Genomic DNA, 14,719 nt, shown 5'->3' with positions numbered 1-14,719 from the left:
GCTTAACTGGCCTTCTCGCTGAAGAAGGAACCCGTCATGAACCTGCATCAGTTCGCCGAAACCCACGAAGTCACCAACCAGCCGCCGTCGCTGGACGGCACCAACCTCTATCGCATCGACCTGCCCTTGCAGGAGTGGTCGCGCAGGTTTGGCGCCGGTTGGGCCGAGTCGCGGATCGATGCTTACGGCGCGCTGGCCGGCGGGCCGCTGATGGACGCCGGGTTCCTCGCCAATCAGAACAAACCGGTGTTCGCCAGCCACGATCGTTTTGGCCATCGCATCGATCTGGTGGAGTTTCATCCTGCCTACCACGAGTTGATGCGCACGGCGATCGAGCATGGCCTGACCTCATTGCCCTGGACCCATCCGCAGGACGGCGCGCATGTCGCCCGCGCGTCCATGAGTTATCTGCACAGTCAGGCTGAGGCTGGCAGCGGTTGCCCGTTGACCATGACCTTCGCCAGTGTCCCGGCCCTGCGTTTGCAGGCGGATCTGGCCGAGCAGTGGCTGCCGAAAGTCCTCGCCAGCGAATACGACCCGCGTAATGTCGGCATGGCGCACAAGGCTGGCGTCACTATCGGCATGGCGATGACCGAGAAACAGGGCGGCACCGACGTGCGCGCCAATACCACCAAGGCTTATCCGGTGGGCGCCAGCGGTCCGGGTCAGGCCTATGAACTGGTCGGGCACAAGTGGTTCTGCTCGGCGCCGATGTGCGATGCGTTCCTGACGCTGGCGCAGACCGACAAGGGCCTGACCTGTTTCCTGCTGCCACGCCATCGTCCCGATGACACGCGCAATCAGTTCTACATCCAACGCCTGAAAAACAAACTCGGCAACCAGTCCAACGCGTCCAGCGAAGTGGAATTCCGTGGCGCGCTGGCGTGGATGGTCGGCGAAGAAGGGCGCGGCGTACCGACGATTATCGAAATGGTCGCGATGACCCGTTTCGATTGCATGGTCGGCTCCAGTTCGTTGATGCGCCAGGCGCTGACCCAGGCCAGCCATCACTGCGCACACCGCAAGGTTGGCGGCAAACTGCTCAGCGAGCAGCCGCTGATGCAAAACGTGCTGGCCGATCTGGCGCTGGAAAGTGAAGCGGCGCTGGCGCTGAGCCTGCGTATGGGCAAGGCGCTGGATCATCTGGATGATCGCCACGAAGCACAATTCGCCCGGCTGGTAACGGCGGTGGGCAAATACTGGATCTGCAAACGTGCGCCGGGAATGATCAACGAAGCGGCCGAATGCATGGGCGGCGCGGGGTATGTTGAAGAGAGCATCCTGCCGCGGCTGTACCGCGAGGCGCCGGTCAACTCGACGTGGGAAGGTTCGGGTAACGTGCAGTGCCTGGACGTGTTGCGCGCACTGTCGAAAGAACCGGGCGTGCTGGATGTACTGTTCAGCGAACTCGGTGACGGGCATGGCGACAAACGGCTTGCCGCGCATATCCAGCAGTTGCAGGCGGCCTTCAAGGACACCAGCGACATTCAGTATCGGGCGCGGCAGTTGACCGAGGACATTGCGCTGGGCCTTCAAGCCAAATTGTTGCTGGAGGCGGGGAATTCGGCGGTGAGTGATGCCTTTATTGCCAGTCGCCTGAACGGCAGCGGTCGCGTCTACGGCACCTTGCCGCGCGGCCTTGACGTCGAAGCCATCGTCGCCCGCTCGACCCCGCAAGGCTTCTGACCTCAATCCCCCCAACACCACAAAACCCTGTGGGAGCTGGCTTGCCAGCGATGGCGGCCTGTCAATCAACATTGATAATGAATGTGACGGCCTCATCGCTGGCAAGCCAGCTCCCACAGGTATTCGAGTTGCCTGAAAGATTTGGGTACACCCATTACGCCACTGTTCCCGTGACGCCACGATGCAGGCAAGATGAAGCTCTGCAAGTCAGAACACAGGAAGCTGATCGTGACCGAAGCGTTTATTGTCGTTCAAACCGCCGAACAAGCCGTGGATCGTCTGGCCGAGCTGCATGAGCAGGCCACCACCGCACTGAATTCCGCACTCAAGCGTTACCTCAAGGATCGCGTCGAGCCCGACGCCGAGCAGCGTGCTCTGTTCCGTTATCCCGAATTGCGTCTGACCTACCATTGCCAGGGCGAAGTCCCGCAGACCACTCGCGCCTACGCCAAAGTGCAATTGCCGGGCACTTACAGCGTCACCGTCACCCACCCGAAAGCGTTCCGCAAATACCTGCTGGAACAGCTGGTGCCGTTGATGCACGACTTCACCGTGACCGTGGAAGTCGGCGTCAGTCAGCAAAACATTCCGTATCCGTATGTGGTCGAGCAGGGCGATGAGCTGGCCGGCTCCGGCGTCACCGCTGCGGTGCTGGCGCGGGTGTTCCCGAGTACCGACCTGTCGGCGGCCACCGATGGCATCGCCGACGGCCTCTACGACTGGGAAAACACCGATCCGCTGCCGCTAGCGCTGTTCGATGCGGCGCGCGTCGATTTCTCGTTGCGCCGACTGGTGCACTACACCGGCAGCGACTGGCGTCATGTGCAGCCGTGGATTCTGCTGACCAACTATCACCGCTACGTCGACCAGTTCATCGTCCATGGCCTGGAACAACTGCGCAACGACCCGCGTTTCGTGCGCATGGTGTTGCCGGGCAACGTGATCATCGAGAAGGGCATGGATCACGGCGAGGCCTCGGCGATTGCCGCCGGTGTGGTCTGGCACCGTTATCAGATGCCGGCCTATCACCTGATCGCCAGCGATGGCCACGGCGTGACCCTGGTGAACATCGGTGTCGGCCCGTCCAACGCCAAGAACATCACCGACCATTTGGCGGTACTGCGTCCGCATTGCTGGCTGATGATCGGTCACTGCGGCGGCCTGCGTCAGTCGCAAACCATCGGCGACTACGTGCTGGCGCACGCCTACATGCGTCGCGACGGGATTCTCGATCGGGTGGTGCCGCCGAACATTCCGATCCCGGCGCTGGCCGAGGTGCAGATGGCGCTGCAACAAGCCGCAGCCAATATCACCGGCGAGAAGGGCGATGACCTGAAAAAACGCCTGCGCACCGGCACCGTGCTGACTTACGACGACCGTAACTGGGAACTGCGCTGGGCGCAGGAACGTCCGCTGATCAACCTGTCGCGCGCTGTCGCGGTGGACATGGAAAGCGGCACCATTGCCGCCCAGGGTTATCGCTTGCGGGTGCCGTACGGCACGTTGCTGTGTGTTTCGGATAAACCGCTGCACAGTGAAATCAAGCTGCCGGGTTCGGCCAACGCCTTCTATGAGCGCGCGGTCAGTCAGCACTTGAAGATCGGCATCGAGGCGGTGGACCTGCTGCGTACCGAACTCAACTCGCTGCACTCGCGCAAACTGCGCAGCTTCGACGAGCCGCCGTTCCGTTAACGGTTAGTCGTGGTCATTTGGCGGTCGGGGCACTAGCATTGTCAGCCCCGATCGTTAGATGTTCTATTCGCCATGTCCCGTCCCCCGCGTCCACTTTCCCGCCGCCCTGGCGCGAAGCCTCAGTCTTCTTCCCCGCGCCGTGTCGCCAAAGCGCCACCGGCCGAGCCGAAGCTGATCCTGTTCAACAAACCGTTCGATGTGCTGACGCAATTCAGCGACGGTGAAGGGCGGGCGACGCTCAAGGATTACATTGATGTGCCCGGCATCTATCCGGCCGGACGCCTTGATCGCGACAGCGAAGGTTTGCTGCTGCTGACCAATGACGGGCAGTTGCAGGCGCGGATTGCCGACCCCAAACACAAACTGGCCAAGACCTATTGGGTGCAGGTTGAAGGCGTGCCGACGGTCGAGCAGTTGCAGCGTCTGCGCGACGGTGTCGAACTGAATGACGGCATGACCTTGCCCGCTGAAGCGCGGCAATTGGACGAACCCGAGTTGTGGCCACGCAACCCGCCGGTACGTTTTCGCATGACCGTGCCGACCTCATGGCTGGAATTGGTGATTCGCGAGGGGCGCAACCGTCAGGTTCGCCGGATGACAGCGGCGGTCGGGCTGCCGACCTTGCGACTGGTGCGGGTCAGGATTGGGGACTGGACGATCGAAGGGCTCGATCAGGGCCAGTGGAAAGAAGTGCCGGCGCGTTTATAGAGCGCCGGATTCGATCAGGCCGATCACCACGCTTTTAATGATGAACGCGGCCACGCCCAGGCCCAGCACGAAAAACAGAATGAACGAGCCAAAGCGCCCGGCCTTGGACTTCTTCGCCAGATCCCAGACGATGAAACCCATGAAAATGATCAGGATGCTGACCAGGCCAGTCATCATCCATTCTTCAAATACTGCTGGATCCATCGGTCATCTCCGGCGTAGGCGGGGCAGGAAGGGCGGCGGGGATTATACGCCGAGGGTGGCATAGCCGCATTGACCTGCGTCGGTGTGCCGCAGTTATAAGGTGCCTGTACCGGCCTCTTCGCGAGCAGGCTCGCTCCCACATTTGGAATGCATTCCCCTGTGGGAGCGAGCCTGCTCGCGAAGACGATTTCAGCTACGCAGGTGGGTCAAGGGCAGTTCAGTGCTGTTCAACACCTGATTCAGCACAAAACTCGAACGCACACTGGTCACGCCCTCAATCCTGGTCAAATGCCCCAGCAACAGCTTCTGATAGTGATCCATGTCCGGCACCACCACCTTCAACTGATAGTCAGCATCCACGCCCGTTACCAGGCTGCACTCCAGCACCTGCGGCAACGTACGGATAGCCGCCTCGAAATTCTCGAAGCGCTCCGGCGTGTGCCGGTCCATGCCGATCAGCACATACGCGGTCAGGCTCAGGCCGAGCATCTTGCGATCGAGCAAGGCCACCTGACGCGAGATATAGCCGTCATCCTCCAGTTGCTTGACCCGGCGCGAGCATGGCGACGGCGACAGACCGATGCGCTCGGCCAGCTCCTGGTTGGAGATGCGGGCATCGCGCTGCAATTCCGCCAAAATGCTCAAGTCGTAACGGTCGAGTTTGCTCATCAATCAATCCTTGGTTGTAACTATTGCGGCGGATTATCTATCCAGGGTTAAAAATTGCGCAAGTGGTGTTTATTTCAGCAATCTTCGCAATCATCTGTCGTGGCCCCGGGCCTATTCTTATCACCAGAATCACTGCTCGGTAACACAGTCCACTGCGGCCCGCCTATCAGGCCCGCCGCGGCCGCCACCCCCACCGGGGTTGTGCCGGCCCCCGAGCTGCACACTGTCCAGAAGACGGCGTGAGGTGAGCCGACGTCAAAAGCGTCGAGCCAGGACGAAGTTCTCTAGAAGGGAGGCCGACGGGTCTCCCTTTTTTCTTGCCTGCGATTTTTGCCGCAATGCGCCGACGTCCTCAATAAATAAGTTTCGTGACTGATAACCTGTTGCAGAACCGGGCCTGTACATTCCCGGTCTTAGCTACAGGCCCCTCTTGATGACAGGCCGCCAGCCACAGTGAGGAATTTCATGAAGTCGCGCATCTGGCATCTGGCCAGTGTTGGTTTGCTGTGTGTGAGTGTCAGTGTGCAAGCACTTGCCGATGATCCACAAAGTCGTGGACCGGAGGGCGGTGGCCACGGTCAGGACCATCAGGGCAACAATCAGGGTCATGGCGGCAACAATCAGCCGCGCCCGCAGAATAATCCGCCGCCGCAAAATCAGCCTCGTCCGCAGAACAACGAGATCATTCGTGGCGACAACAGTCGTCAGTTCGAGCACAACGGCCAGCAGCACAACAATAACGGCCAATGGCAGAACCACGGTCAGAACCGTCCGGCCTACAACCCGAATCCGGTACGTCAGCCGCCACCGCCGCCGCAATTGCCGGCCAATAGCCTGCCGATCCAGCCACGACCCGATGCCGTGCGCCAGACTCAGGAGCCACGTCAGGGTTACTACCGCGACGAACGTCCGCAGAACGGTTACAACAACCAGCATTGGCAAACCAACAACCGGCCCAACGACAATCGCTGGCCGGGGCGTCCGGACGGGCATGGCAACGGTTGGGGCCCAGGCCCGCAATATCGGCCGGGGCATGTGATCGACCGTTTCCCGGATCGCGACTATCGCGTGCCGTATCGTGGCCAGGATTACTTCTATTCCGGTGGTTACTGGTACCGTCCGCAAGGCCCGCGTTACATCGTCGTGCAGCCGCCACGGGGTATCCGCACTCAGTACTTGCCGGACTACGCCCGTGAAGTGTGGATCGGTGGTTCGCTGCTGTTTCTAGCGGCCGGTTCCTACTACGCCTATCAAGAAGCGACGCAGGATTACGTGGTGGTCGAGCCGCCGGTTCAGCAACAGCCGCAGCCGCAATCACAGGGCTATGACGTCGAGGCTTACCCGGCCAACGGTCAGTCGCCGGAGCAGGTGCAGCAGGACGGTTATCAGTGCTATCAGTACGCCGTGCAGCAAAGCGGTTTCGATCCGCGCAGCGCGACTTATCAACCGGCGCCCGAAGTGGTGCAAGCGTACCGTCAGGCGCAGGGCAATTGCCTGAGCAGTCGCGGTTATCAGGTCAGTTACTGAAGCCGGGTTTGCGTCCGTTCAGCCTTGACCACTTCCTGCGGGTCGGCGTGCACCAGCACTTCGGCCCGTGGGTAGGCTTTGTGAATGGCATCGGCCGCCTGATCGCTGATGCCGTGCGCGACTGACAGGGTCAATTCCCCCGGCAGCTCCAGATGCAACTGCACGAACCAGTGGTTGCCGGAAATCCGCGTGCGCAAGTCGTGCGCGCCCAACACTCCCGGCACACTGCACGCCAGTTCGAGCATGTGCTGACTGACGTCCGGTGGCAGCTCTTCATCCATCAGCACCGAAAAGCTCTCCCGGGCGATCTGGACCGCGCTCCACAAAATGTACGCGGCAATCCCCAGGCCGAACCACGCGTCCAGTTGTTGCCAGCCGAACCCGGCCAGCACCAGCGCCACCAGAATGCTGCCGTTAAGCAGCAAGTCTGATCGGTAATGCAACGAGTCGGCACGCACAGCGTTGGAGCCGGTCTGCTTGACTACCCGGTGCTGCAAGATCAGCAAAGCCACTGTCAGCAGCAGGGAGAAAATGATCACACCAATGCTGATCCACGGCGCACCGAGCGGTTCAGGTTGCTTGATCCGCTCATAGGCCTGCAAGGCAATCAGCACCGCACTGCCGCCGATGAACAATGCCTGCGCCATGCCGGCCAGGGATTCCGCCTTGCCGTGGCCGTATCGGTGATCGTCATCCGCCGGGCGCAGTGCGTAATGCACCGCCAGCAGATTGAGCAACGAAGCAATGCCATCGAGCGCCGAGTCGGTGAGGCCGGCGAGCATGCTCACCGAACCGCTCAGCCACCAGGCGATGGCTTTGGCGATGATCAGCGTACAGGCCACCGCCACCGAGGCGCGTGTCGCCAACCGCAGCAGGCGGGCGTGTTCGGGGCTGGAGGTCATGAAGTTTTTGATTCCTTATGCGGCAGGTTGCAGGCCGAACATCGCCAGTTGTTGAGTGCTGCCTTTGTGCTGGATCAGGCGCGGATCATCCAGCGGCAGATTGCGGCCCAGTTCAGATTCGAGAATAGCCTGCAACTTCATGTTATCGACCTGACCATCCGGGCCGATGGCTTGCTTGAGCTTGGCCGGATCGATCTGCGCGGTGTGGCCCGGTTCGAAATAGATCGCCCCCGTGGCGAAGTCGACGGCAAACGCGATCAGGCCGGGGATAACGTAGAACAGCAGGCCCACGGCATCGAGCACGGCAATCGCCGGGTCGATCTTGCCGTCGATCTGACCACGACGGTCCGGATAGAAAATCGAACCGCACGCAGTGATTTGCGTGAGCAGCGTGGCGACCAGTACACCGCCGATCAGGCGAAAAGGTAAGCGCATGGAAAATCTCCTGAGTCATCTGATAACGAAGCGTCGTCGAGTGAAGTTAAGACCCTGACGAACGCCAAGCAGTTCGCCGTTATACTCGCGGCTCTGTTTTGGAGCCAGTATGAATTCGCTGCCGATCGATGAAGTTTTACCCGCCCTGCGTGAAGCCCTCGCGACACGCCACGAAGCCGTGCTCGAAGCACCGCCCGGCGCCGGTAAAACCACCCGCGTGCCGTTGGCTTTGCTCAATGAAGCGTGGCTCAACGGGCAGACCATTCTGATGCTCGAACCGCGCCGTCTCGCTGCGCGTGCTGCTGCGGAACGACTGGCCAGTGAACTCGGCGAGAAGGTCGGTGAAACCGTCGGTTATCGCATCCGCCTCGACAGCAAGGTCGGCCCCAACACCCGCATCGAAGTGGTCACCGAAGGCATTCTCACCCGGCGCTTGCAGGATGATCCGGCGCTGGAAGGCGTGGGTCTGCTGATCTTCGACGAATTTCACGAACGCAGTCTCGACGCCGATCTGGCGCTGGCCCTGAGTCTGAACGGTCGCGAGCTGTTTCGAGCTGAACAGCCGCTGAAGATTTTGCTGATGTCCGCCACCCTCGAGGGCGAACGCCTGGCCGGGTTGCTTGATGACGCGCCAATCCTGCGCAGCGAGGGGCGCATGTATCCGGTGACGATGCGCTGGGGCCGTCCGTTCCAGCCCGGCGAATACATCGATCAGCGCGTGACACAAACCGTACTCGAAGCCCTGCACGACGAGACCGGCAGCCTCTTGGTGTTTCTGCCGGGGCAGGCGGAAATCCGTCGTGTCCATCAACAACTGGCCGACGCCATCGGTGAGCGCAAAGACGTCTTGCTCTGCCCGTTGCACGGTGAACTCGACCTCAACGCCCAGCGCGCAGCGATCGATCCGGCACCGGCAGGTCAGCGCAAAGTGGTGCTGGCGACCAACATCGCCGAGACCAGTTTGACCATCAACGGTGTGCGCGTGGTCATCGATGCCGGGTTGGCGCGGGTCCCGCGTTTCGATCCCGGCAGCGGCATGACGCGTCTGGATACCCAGCGGATTTCCAAGGCCAGCGCCACCCAGCGTTCCGGTCGGGCAGGGCGACTGGAACCGGGCGTTTGCTATCGCCTGTGGTCGCAGGATCAGCACGAACAACTGGCGGCGTATGGCAGCGCGGAAATTCTTTCGGCGGATCTGGCCAGCCTGGCGCTGCAACTCGGGCGCTGGGGCGTGACGCCGGGCGAACTGGTCTGGCTGGATGTGCCGCCAGCAGCGGCTTATGCACAGGCGCAGGATTTGCTGCAGCGGCTCGGCGCGCTGGAAGGCGAAGCGCTGACAACTCATGGTCAGGCCATGGCTGAATTGCCGGCGCACCCGCGCATCGGCCATTTGTTGCTGCGCGGTCAGGCGTTGGGCCTGGCCAACATGGCGTGCGACGTTGCTGCATTGCTCGGCGAGCGCGATATCTTGCGCGGTGCCGGGGCGGATTTGCACAGTCGCCTGGTGCTGCTGTCTGGCGAGGAGCGCGCTGCCCGTGGCGCGCAGGGTGGTGTGCAGCGCGCCCGGCAACTGGCGCGGCAATATCGCGGTTACCTGCGCGGCAAGGCGAGCGAGCCGGTCAGCGATCCCGATCATCCGCGCTGGCTCGGCGCGTTGCTGGCGCTGGCTTACCCGGATCGCGTCGCGCAACAGCGGCGTGCCGGTGGTGCCGAATATCGATTGGCCAACGGTCGCGCCGCGCTGTTCGCCGAGGCCGACAGCCTGATGAAAGAGCCGTGGATCGTCATTGCCGACCTCGGCAGCCGTCAGGGCCAGCGCGAGGAACGGATTTATCTGGCGGCGGATTTCGATCCGGCGCTGTTCGATTCCGTGCTCGCCGAGCAGGTGCGTAACGTCGATCAACTGGACTGGGACGAGCGCGAAGGCGTGCTGCGCGCCGAGCGTCAGCGCAAGGTCGGCGAGCTGATCTTGAGTCGCGAACCATTGACCGGTCTCGATGAAGCCGCACGCAGTCAGGCGCTGGTCAATCTGGTGCGGCGCAAAGGTCTGGAGCTGCTGCCATGGACACCGGAACTGCGTCAGTGGCAGGCGCGGGTGGCGTTGTTGCGCCAGCTCGATCTGACGAATCAGGATGACAGCCAATGGCCGGATGTCAGCGACGCAACGCTGCTGAAAACCCTTGAAGACTGGCTGATGCCGTATCTGGGCAAGGTCTCTCGACTCAGTCATTTTGCCAACCTCGATCTGTCGAGCATCGTGCGCAACCTGCTGCCGTGGCCACTGCCGCAACGCCTGGACGAGCTGGCGCCGCATCATCTGAGCGTGCCGTCGGGGTCGTCGATTCGTCTGGACTACAGCGAGTTTCCACCGATTCTGGCGGTGCGATTGCAGGAGTTGTTCGGCCTGGCCGAGACCCCGCGAATCGCTGGCGGCCGGCAAGTGGTCAAGCTGCACCTGTTATCGCCTGCGCGGCGTCCGGTACAGGTGACGCAGGATCTGGCCAACTTCTGGCGCAGCACCTATGCCGAGGTGAAGAAGGATTTGAAAGGGCGCTATCCGAAGCACTACTGGCCGGATGATCCGTTGGTGGCCGAGGCGACCGCACGGGCGAAACCACGCGGCACCTGAGGCGCGCAGGATCGCAACTTGCGATCCTGGCGATTTAGAGCTCATGGCGGTGCGCCACTAGCACATCCGCCCTAATTGCCCTTGTTTGTTTGCCCTCCTAAAGTCGCGGCTTGAACAATAAGCAGGCCTGCTAACTTGCAAGCTGCCGCCAAGGAACGGAATCGCCCCATGTCACCACTCTTCAAGTTCAAGAAGTTGTTCTTCTTGTCGGCTGCGCTGCTGGCCGCCTCCACTTCGGTCAGCGCCGAACAATCCAATCCTGTTGGCGACTGGTGGATCATCTACGGCAACGGTGTTGCGCATAAAAACATCATGTATGTCGCCGATGCCACGTCAGTGGTGCCATCGCAAAAAACCAAAGGCGCGACGATGGTTGCGGTGACTCTGGTTTACGAAGAGCCGGGAAAACCGATGATCGATGTCTACAACCTTGAAGCTCAGTGCTCCGCCGGCAAGGTGCGTTTTATCAACGGCCAGTCGATCGAGCGTCTGGCCTATACGATGCGCCATTTGAAAGTCTCGGATACATGGCAGGCTCCGAAAGAATTCTGGATCCAGCAAGCGTTGAAGTTTGCCTGTACGCCTGGCAGTCGTAATAAGAACGAGATGGTCACGTTGGGCAAGATGGAATACATGCAGATGATCCAGACCCTGCAGCAGATGTTCTTCAAGCTCGCGCCGGTTCAGGAAAAGAGCCAGATGATGGACGACATGGACACCATGCTCGAGCTGGAAAAATAAGCGATCTGTCAGGGGACTCACGATGAAACAGTGGACGAAAACACGTTTACCGCTGGCGACAATTCTGGCGGTGTTGCTCTTGAATGGTTGTTCGACCATCGCACAGAACCGTTGGGAAGGTCGCGATGCCCAGGAAGCGCTGGACCTGTTCGGCAAACCCGATTCGATGCAAAAGGAAACCGGTCCGGACGGCCAGCCCTACGCGGTGCTGACCTGGTACAAGTCGTCGAGCTGGTCAACCACCGAAGCGGCCGGGACCTCGATGACCCATACCGGCAACGGCATGGTGTACACCGAGCATTATCAACAAGTCGGGCACAGTTCCGATTGCAAGTTGCAGGCGAAGATCAACCAACAAAAGAAGATCGCGCAGTTTCTGATTGAAGATGGACGGATCCTGCATGGCAAGTGCACCAACGTAAGGTATGTCCCCGGTTACATTCCGCCAGGGTTCTAAGCGGTCTTGGCGGTCAATTGTTCGCGGCAATAATCCGCGAACAACTGCGCCGGTTTGGTCAGTTGCCCACGCTTGAGCCACGCCGCCACCAATCCTGAGCCGGTGACGTCCTCGACGATGTCCACGCACACAACCTTCTTGCCGTCGTAAGTGCATTCCGAATGCGGCCGCGTAACCAGGATCGAAAAGCCGAAACCCTGACCGACCATCCCGCGCACCATCTCGATGGACGGTGAGCTGAACTCGATGCGCGGCGTCAGGCCCAGCTCTTCGAACAGGCTGACGAAGTAGGTCCGGCTCGGTTGCACATCCAGCAGAATCATCGGTTCCAGGCACAGATCGCGCAGCGACACTTGCTTGTACTCGGCAAAGCGATGATCGGCCGGCAGTAGCGCATAGGGTCGTTGCGCCGGCATCAGCGGTTCGGTCTGAATCGTCGCGTCGAGTTCGTGTTCATAGAGGATCACCAGGTCAAACGCGCCTGAGGTCAGGCCTTGTACCAGTTCCTGTTGTTCGCCGTCGCGGATGCGGATCTTCACGCCCGGGTACAGGGCGGAAAACCCGGCGATCAATTGCGGCAGGTACAACGGCGCAACGGTTTCGAAACAGCCGATGTCGATCTGCCCGGCCACCACATCGTTATCGGCGAGGGCGTTCTGCTCGAACTCCTTGGCCATGCGCAGCAGTTCCTGGGCCTTGCGCAGGAAACGCGCGCCGCTCGGTGTAAGAGAAACTCCTTGCGCGTGATGGCGGATCAGCAGTTGCACGGCGAAGCTGTCTTCCAGCGCCTTGATCGCCGTGGAGATCGCCGGTTGAGCGATGTACAGCTTGCGTGAAGCCTCGGCAACGCTGCCGCACTCGACGGTGGTGATGAAGTATTTCAACTGACGCAAATTGTAGGCGGCCACGGCAAACCTCAGGACGAGCGGACTCGACTTCCAAGCAATTTGTGCGCCGCCGCGTCCGCTGCGCGACGTTGTTCTTATCCCTCAACCATAGCCACCTGTGCGGCGTTTGGGGGAAGTCACTGCCCAGTGTTTTTATTGCCTGCGAAGACATTTTTACTATTTTTAGCCCGTGCGGGCCTGAGCGACCATCGACGGCACAATAAAGCCCTAGGAGCATCCGCCGTGTTCGAGCTTGCAGAGTGGCAGCGCCGCGCCGTTGCATTGAAGTTTCCCGATCAAGCCGTGATCGACGGCAAACATTACGCGGCGCAATCGGGGCAGACCTTCGCCGCGATCAACCCGGCTACCGGCCAGTTACTGGCCAACGTTGCCACGTGCGGCGGGGCCGATGTCGACGCAGCGGTGGGCAATGCCCGACAGGTATTTGAGGCGGGCGTGTGGTCGCGACGTTCGCCGGCCGAGCGCAAGCAAGTGTTGTTGCGTCTGGCCGATTTGCTGATGAGCCATCGCGAAGAGCTGGCGCTGCTCGACTCGCTGAACATGGGCAAACCGGTGATGGACGCCTACAACATCGACGTGCCGGGCGCCGCTGGCGTGTTCCGCTGGTACGCCGAAAGCATCGACAAACTCTACGACCAGGTTGCGCCGAGCGCGACCAACGTGCTGGCGACCATCACCCGTGAAGCACTGGGCGTGGTTGCCGCTGTGGTGCCGTGGAATTTTCCTTTGGACATGGCCGCGTGGAAACTCGCGCCAGCGCTGGCGGCGGGCAATTCGGTGATTCTCAAACCGGCCGAGCAGTCCCCGTTTTCGGCCTTGCGTCTGGCCGAGCTTGCGCTGGAGGCGGGCCTGCCGCCGGGTGTGCTGAATGTGCTGCCGGGGCTTGGCGAGCAGGCCGGCAAGGCCTTGGGTTTGCACGCGGATGTCGATTGTCTGGTGTTTACCGGTTCGACGCAGGTTGGCAAATATTTCATGCAGTACGCTGCGCAATCAAACCTCAAGCAGGTGTGGCTGGAGTGCGGCGGCAAGAGCGCCAATCTGGTCTTCGCCGATTGCCGGGATCTGGAGCTGGCGGCGGAGAAAGCTGCGTTCGGGATCTTCTTCAATCAGGGCGAAGTCTGCTCGGCCAACTCGCGATTGCTGGTGGAACGTTCGATTCATGATGAGTTTGTCGAGCGTCTGCAAGCGCAGGCCGAGCGTTGGTTGCCGGGCGATCCGCTGGATCCGCAAAGCCGCGCGGGTGCCATCGTCGATCAGCAGCAGACGGCGAGCATCATGCGCGCCATTCGCCAGGCACAAGAGCAGGGCGCGACACTGGTGTGTGGCGGTCAGCAACGGCGTTTCAACGGCTCGGACAACTTCATCGAGCCGACGATTTTCACTGGCGTGAAAGCCGATATGGCGTTGTTTCGTGAAGAGGTGTTCGGCCCGGTGCTGGCGGTTGTGCCGTTCGACAGTGAAGAGGAGGCCGTGCGTCTGGCGAATGACAGCGTGTATGGGTTGGCGGCGTCGCTCTGGACAGATGACCTCAACCGCGCACACCGAGTGGCGCGGCAGTTGCGGGCCGGTACGGTGTCGGTCAATACGGTGGATGCGCTGGACGTGACGGTGCCATTTGGCGGCGGCAAGCAATCGGGTTTTGGCCGAGATTTGTCGCTGCATTCATTCGACAAATACACCCAACTGAAAACCACTTGGTTTCAATTGCGCTGATACCGCGTCGCCCCGCTATCGCGAGCAGGCTCGCTCCCACACTGGATCTATGCCGCACCGAGAGTCCCCTGTGGGAGCGAGCCTGCTCGCGATAGCGGTGGGTCAGGCAGCAAAGATATCGACTGACCTGACGCCATCGCTGGCAAGCCAGCTCCCACAGGTTTCAGTGGTGTGCACAAATTCCGGGTACAACCGAGATCATTGTAGGAGTGAGCCTGCTCGCGATAGCGGTGGGGCAGGCAGCAAAGATATCGACTGACCTGATGCCATCGCTGGCAAGCCAGCTCCCACAGGTTTCGGTGGTGTACACAAATTCCGGGTACAACCGAGATCTCTGTAGGAGCGAGCCTGCTCGCGATAGCGGGGGGCAGGCAGCAAAGATATCGACTGACCTGACGCCATCGCTGGCAAGCCAGCTCCCACAGGTTTCAGTGGTGTGCACAAATTC

The 14,719-nt window shown here is 61.0% G+C and carries 13 protein-coding genes; 8 read left to right on the top strand and 5 right to left on the bottom strand.

The window, feature by feature from the left end; translation table 11 throughout:
• Nucleotides 1-36: 36 nt before the first annotated feature.
• From AC3WMT_RS09065 to AC3WMT_RS09055, 3 genes are all read left to right on the top strand, one after another.
• Nucleotides 37-1,686: an acyl-CoA dehydrogenase family protein gene (locus AC3WMT_RS09065; protein WP_103303669.1), complete on the top strand. Its 1,650-nt coding sequence runs from the start codon at nucleotides 37-39 to the stop codon at nucleotides 1,684-1,686.
• Nucleotides 1,687-1,878: 192 nt separating this feature from the next.
• Entirely contained in the window at nucleotides 1,879-3,378 is a 1,500-nt protein-coding gene (amn, locus tag AC3WMT_RS09060) for an AMP nucleosidase (RefSeq protein ID WP_177431387.1), read from the top strand.
• A 72-nt stretch (nucleotides 3,379-3,450) separates the two neighbouring features.
• A complete protein-coding gene (locus AC3WMT_RS09055) occupies nucleotides 3,451-4,086 on the top strand; it encodes a pseudouridine synthase (protein WP_103303668.1) in 636 nt (211 codons plus the stop codon).
• Here the strand turns inward: AC3WMT_RS09055 and AC3WMT_RS09050 are convergent.
• Complete coding sequence (locus AC3WMT_RS09050) at nucleotides 4,081-4,290, bottom strand: DUF2788 domain-containing protein (protein ID WP_003228500.1); 210 nt, start codon at nucleotides 4,288-4,290, stop codon at nucleotides 4,081-4,083. The genes AC3WMT_RS09055 and AC3WMT_RS09050 overlap by 6 nt on opposite strands.
• A 189-nt stretch (nucleotides 4,291-4,479) precedes the next feature.
• A complete protein-coding gene (locus AC3WMT_RS09045; RefSeq protein ID WP_007909658.1) occupies nucleotides 4,480-4,959 on the bottom strand; it encodes an Lrp/AsnC family transcriptional regulator in 480 nt (159 codons plus the stop codon).
• Between the two features lie 465 nt (nucleotides 4,960-5,424).
• On the opposite strand from AC3WMT_RS09045, the gene AC3WMT_RS09040 reads away from it, so the two are divergent.
• Entirely contained in the window at nucleotides 5,425-6,486 is a 1,062-nt protein-coding gene (locus AC3WMT_RS09040; RefSeq protein WP_103303667.1) for a DUF6515 family protein, read from the top strand.
• On the opposite strand, the gene AC3WMT_RS09035 is transcribed toward AC3WMT_RS09040, so the two are convergent.
• Both AC3WMT_RS09035 and AC3WMT_RS09030 read right to left on the bottom strand, forming a co-directional pair.
• The gene (locus AC3WMT_RS09035; RefSeq protein ID WP_103303666.1) at nucleotides 6,480-7,388 is read right to left on the bottom strand and encodes a cation diffusion facilitator family transporter; all 909 of its coding nucleotides are present in this window, start codon (nucleotides 7,386-7,388) and stop codon (nucleotides 6,480-6,482) included. The two genes, AC3WMT_RS09040 and AC3WMT_RS09035, sit on opposite strands and share 7 nt — an antisense overlap.
• A gap of 15 nt (nucleotides 7,389-7,403) precedes the next feature.
• Nucleotides 7,404-7,823 carry a polyribonucleotide nucleotidyltransferase gene (locus AC3WMT_RS09030; protein WP_103303665.1) on the bottom strand — a complete coding sequence of 140 codons (420 nt, stop codon included), beginning with the start codon at nucleotides 7,821-7,823 and terminating at the stop codon, nucleotides 7,404-7,406.
• Nucleotides 7,824-7,932: 109 nt separating this feature from the next.
• Between AC3WMT_RS09030 and hrpB the strand changes: the two genes are divergently transcribed.
• From hrpB to AC3WMT_RS09015, 3 genes are all read left to right on the top strand, one after another.
• Entirely contained in the window at nucleotides 7,933-10,452 is a 2,520-nt protein-coding gene (gene hrpB / locus AC3WMT_RS09025; RefSeq protein WP_103303664.1) for an ATP-dependent helicase HrpB, read from the top strand.
• A 168-nt stretch (nucleotides 10,453-10,620) separates the two neighbouring features.
• Nucleotides 10,621-11,193 (top strand): hypothetical protein, encoded by a 573-nt coding sequence (locus tag AC3WMT_RS09020; RefSeq protein ID WP_103303663.1) that lies wholly within the window; start codon nucleotides 10,621-10,623, stop codon nucleotides 11,191-11,193.
• Between the two features lie 22 nt (nucleotides 11,194-11,215).
• Nucleotides 11,216-11,650, top strand: a complete 435-nt coding sequence (locus tag AC3WMT_RS09015) for a hypothetical protein (RefSeq protein ID WP_103303662.1) — start codon at nucleotides 11,216-11,218, stop codon at nucleotides 11,648-11,650.
• On the opposite strand, the gene AC3WMT_RS09010 is transcribed toward AC3WMT_RS09015, so the two are convergent.
• On the bottom strand, nucleotides 11,647-12,558 hold the full coding sequence (locus tag AC3WMT_RS09010; RefSeq protein ID WP_103303661.1) for a LysR family transcriptional regulator: 912 nt from the start codon (nucleotides 12,556-12,558) through the stop codon (nucleotides 11,647-11,649). The two genes, AC3WMT_RS09015 and AC3WMT_RS09010, sit on opposite strands and share 4 nt — an antisense overlap.
• A 222-nt stretch (nucleotides 12,559-12,780) precedes the next feature.
• Between AC3WMT_RS09010 and AC3WMT_RS09005 the strand changes: the two genes are divergently transcribed.
• Complete coding sequence (locus tag AC3WMT_RS09005; protein WP_103303660.1) at nucleotides 12,781-14,271, top strand: aldehyde dehydrogenase; 1,491 nt, start codon at nucleotides 12,781-12,783, stop codon at nucleotides 14,269-14,271.
• Nucleotides 14,272-14,719: the final 448 nt, after the last annotated feature.

The organism is Pseudomonas sp. FW305-7, assembly GCF_058786735.1.
Note: the sequence above shows the minus strand (reverse complement) of the source record. Positions and strands in the feature narration are given on the sequence as shown.

Bases quoted from the DNA above. Each gene is read 5' to 3' on its own strand.
- AC3WMT_RS09015 (WP_103303662.1), top strand. From the start codon at position 11,216: ATGAAACAGTGGACGAAAACACGTTTACCGCTGGCGACAATTCTGGCG.
- AC3WMT_RS09035 (WP_103303666.1), bottom strand. From the start codon at position 7,388: ATGACCTCCAGCCCCGAACACGCCCGCCTGCTGCGGTTGGCGACACGC.
- AC3WMT_RS09030 (WP_103303665.1), bottom strand. From the start codon at position 7,823: ATGCGCTTACCTTTTCGCCTGATCGGCGGTGTACTGGTCGCCACGCTG.
- AC3WMT_RS09065 (WP_103303669.1), top strand. From the start codon at position 37: ATGAACCTGCATCAGTTCGCCGAAACCCACGAAGTCACCAACCAGCCG.
- AC3WMT_RS09040 (WP_103303667.1), top strand. From the start codon at position 5,425: ATGAAGTCGCGCATCTGGCATCTGGCCAGTGTTGGTTTGCTGTGTGTG.
- AC3WMT_RS09045 (WP_007909658.1), bottom strand. From the start codon at position 4,959: ATGAGCAAACTCGACCGTTACGACTTGAGCATTTTGGCGGAATTGCAG.
- amn (WP_177431387.1), top strand. From the start codon at position 1,879: ATGAAGCTCTGCAAGTCAGAACACAGGAAGCTGATCGTGACCGAAGCG.
- AC3WMT_RS09055 (WP_103303668.1), top strand. From the start codon at position 3,451: ATGTCCCGTCCCCCGCGTCCACTTTCCCGCCGCCCTGGCGCGAAGCCT.
- hrpB (WP_103303664.1), top strand. From the start codon at position 7,933: ATGAATTCGCTGCCGATCGATGAAGTTTTACCCGCCCTGCGTGAAGCC.
- AC3WMT_RS09020 (WP_103303663.1), top strand. From the start codon at position 10,621: ATGTCACCACTCTTCAAGTTCAAGAAGTTGTTCTTCTTGTCGGCTGCG.
- AC3WMT_RS09050 (WP_003228500.1), bottom strand. From the start codon at position 4,290: ATGGATCCAGCAGTATTTGAAGAATGGATGATGACTGGCCTGGTCAGC.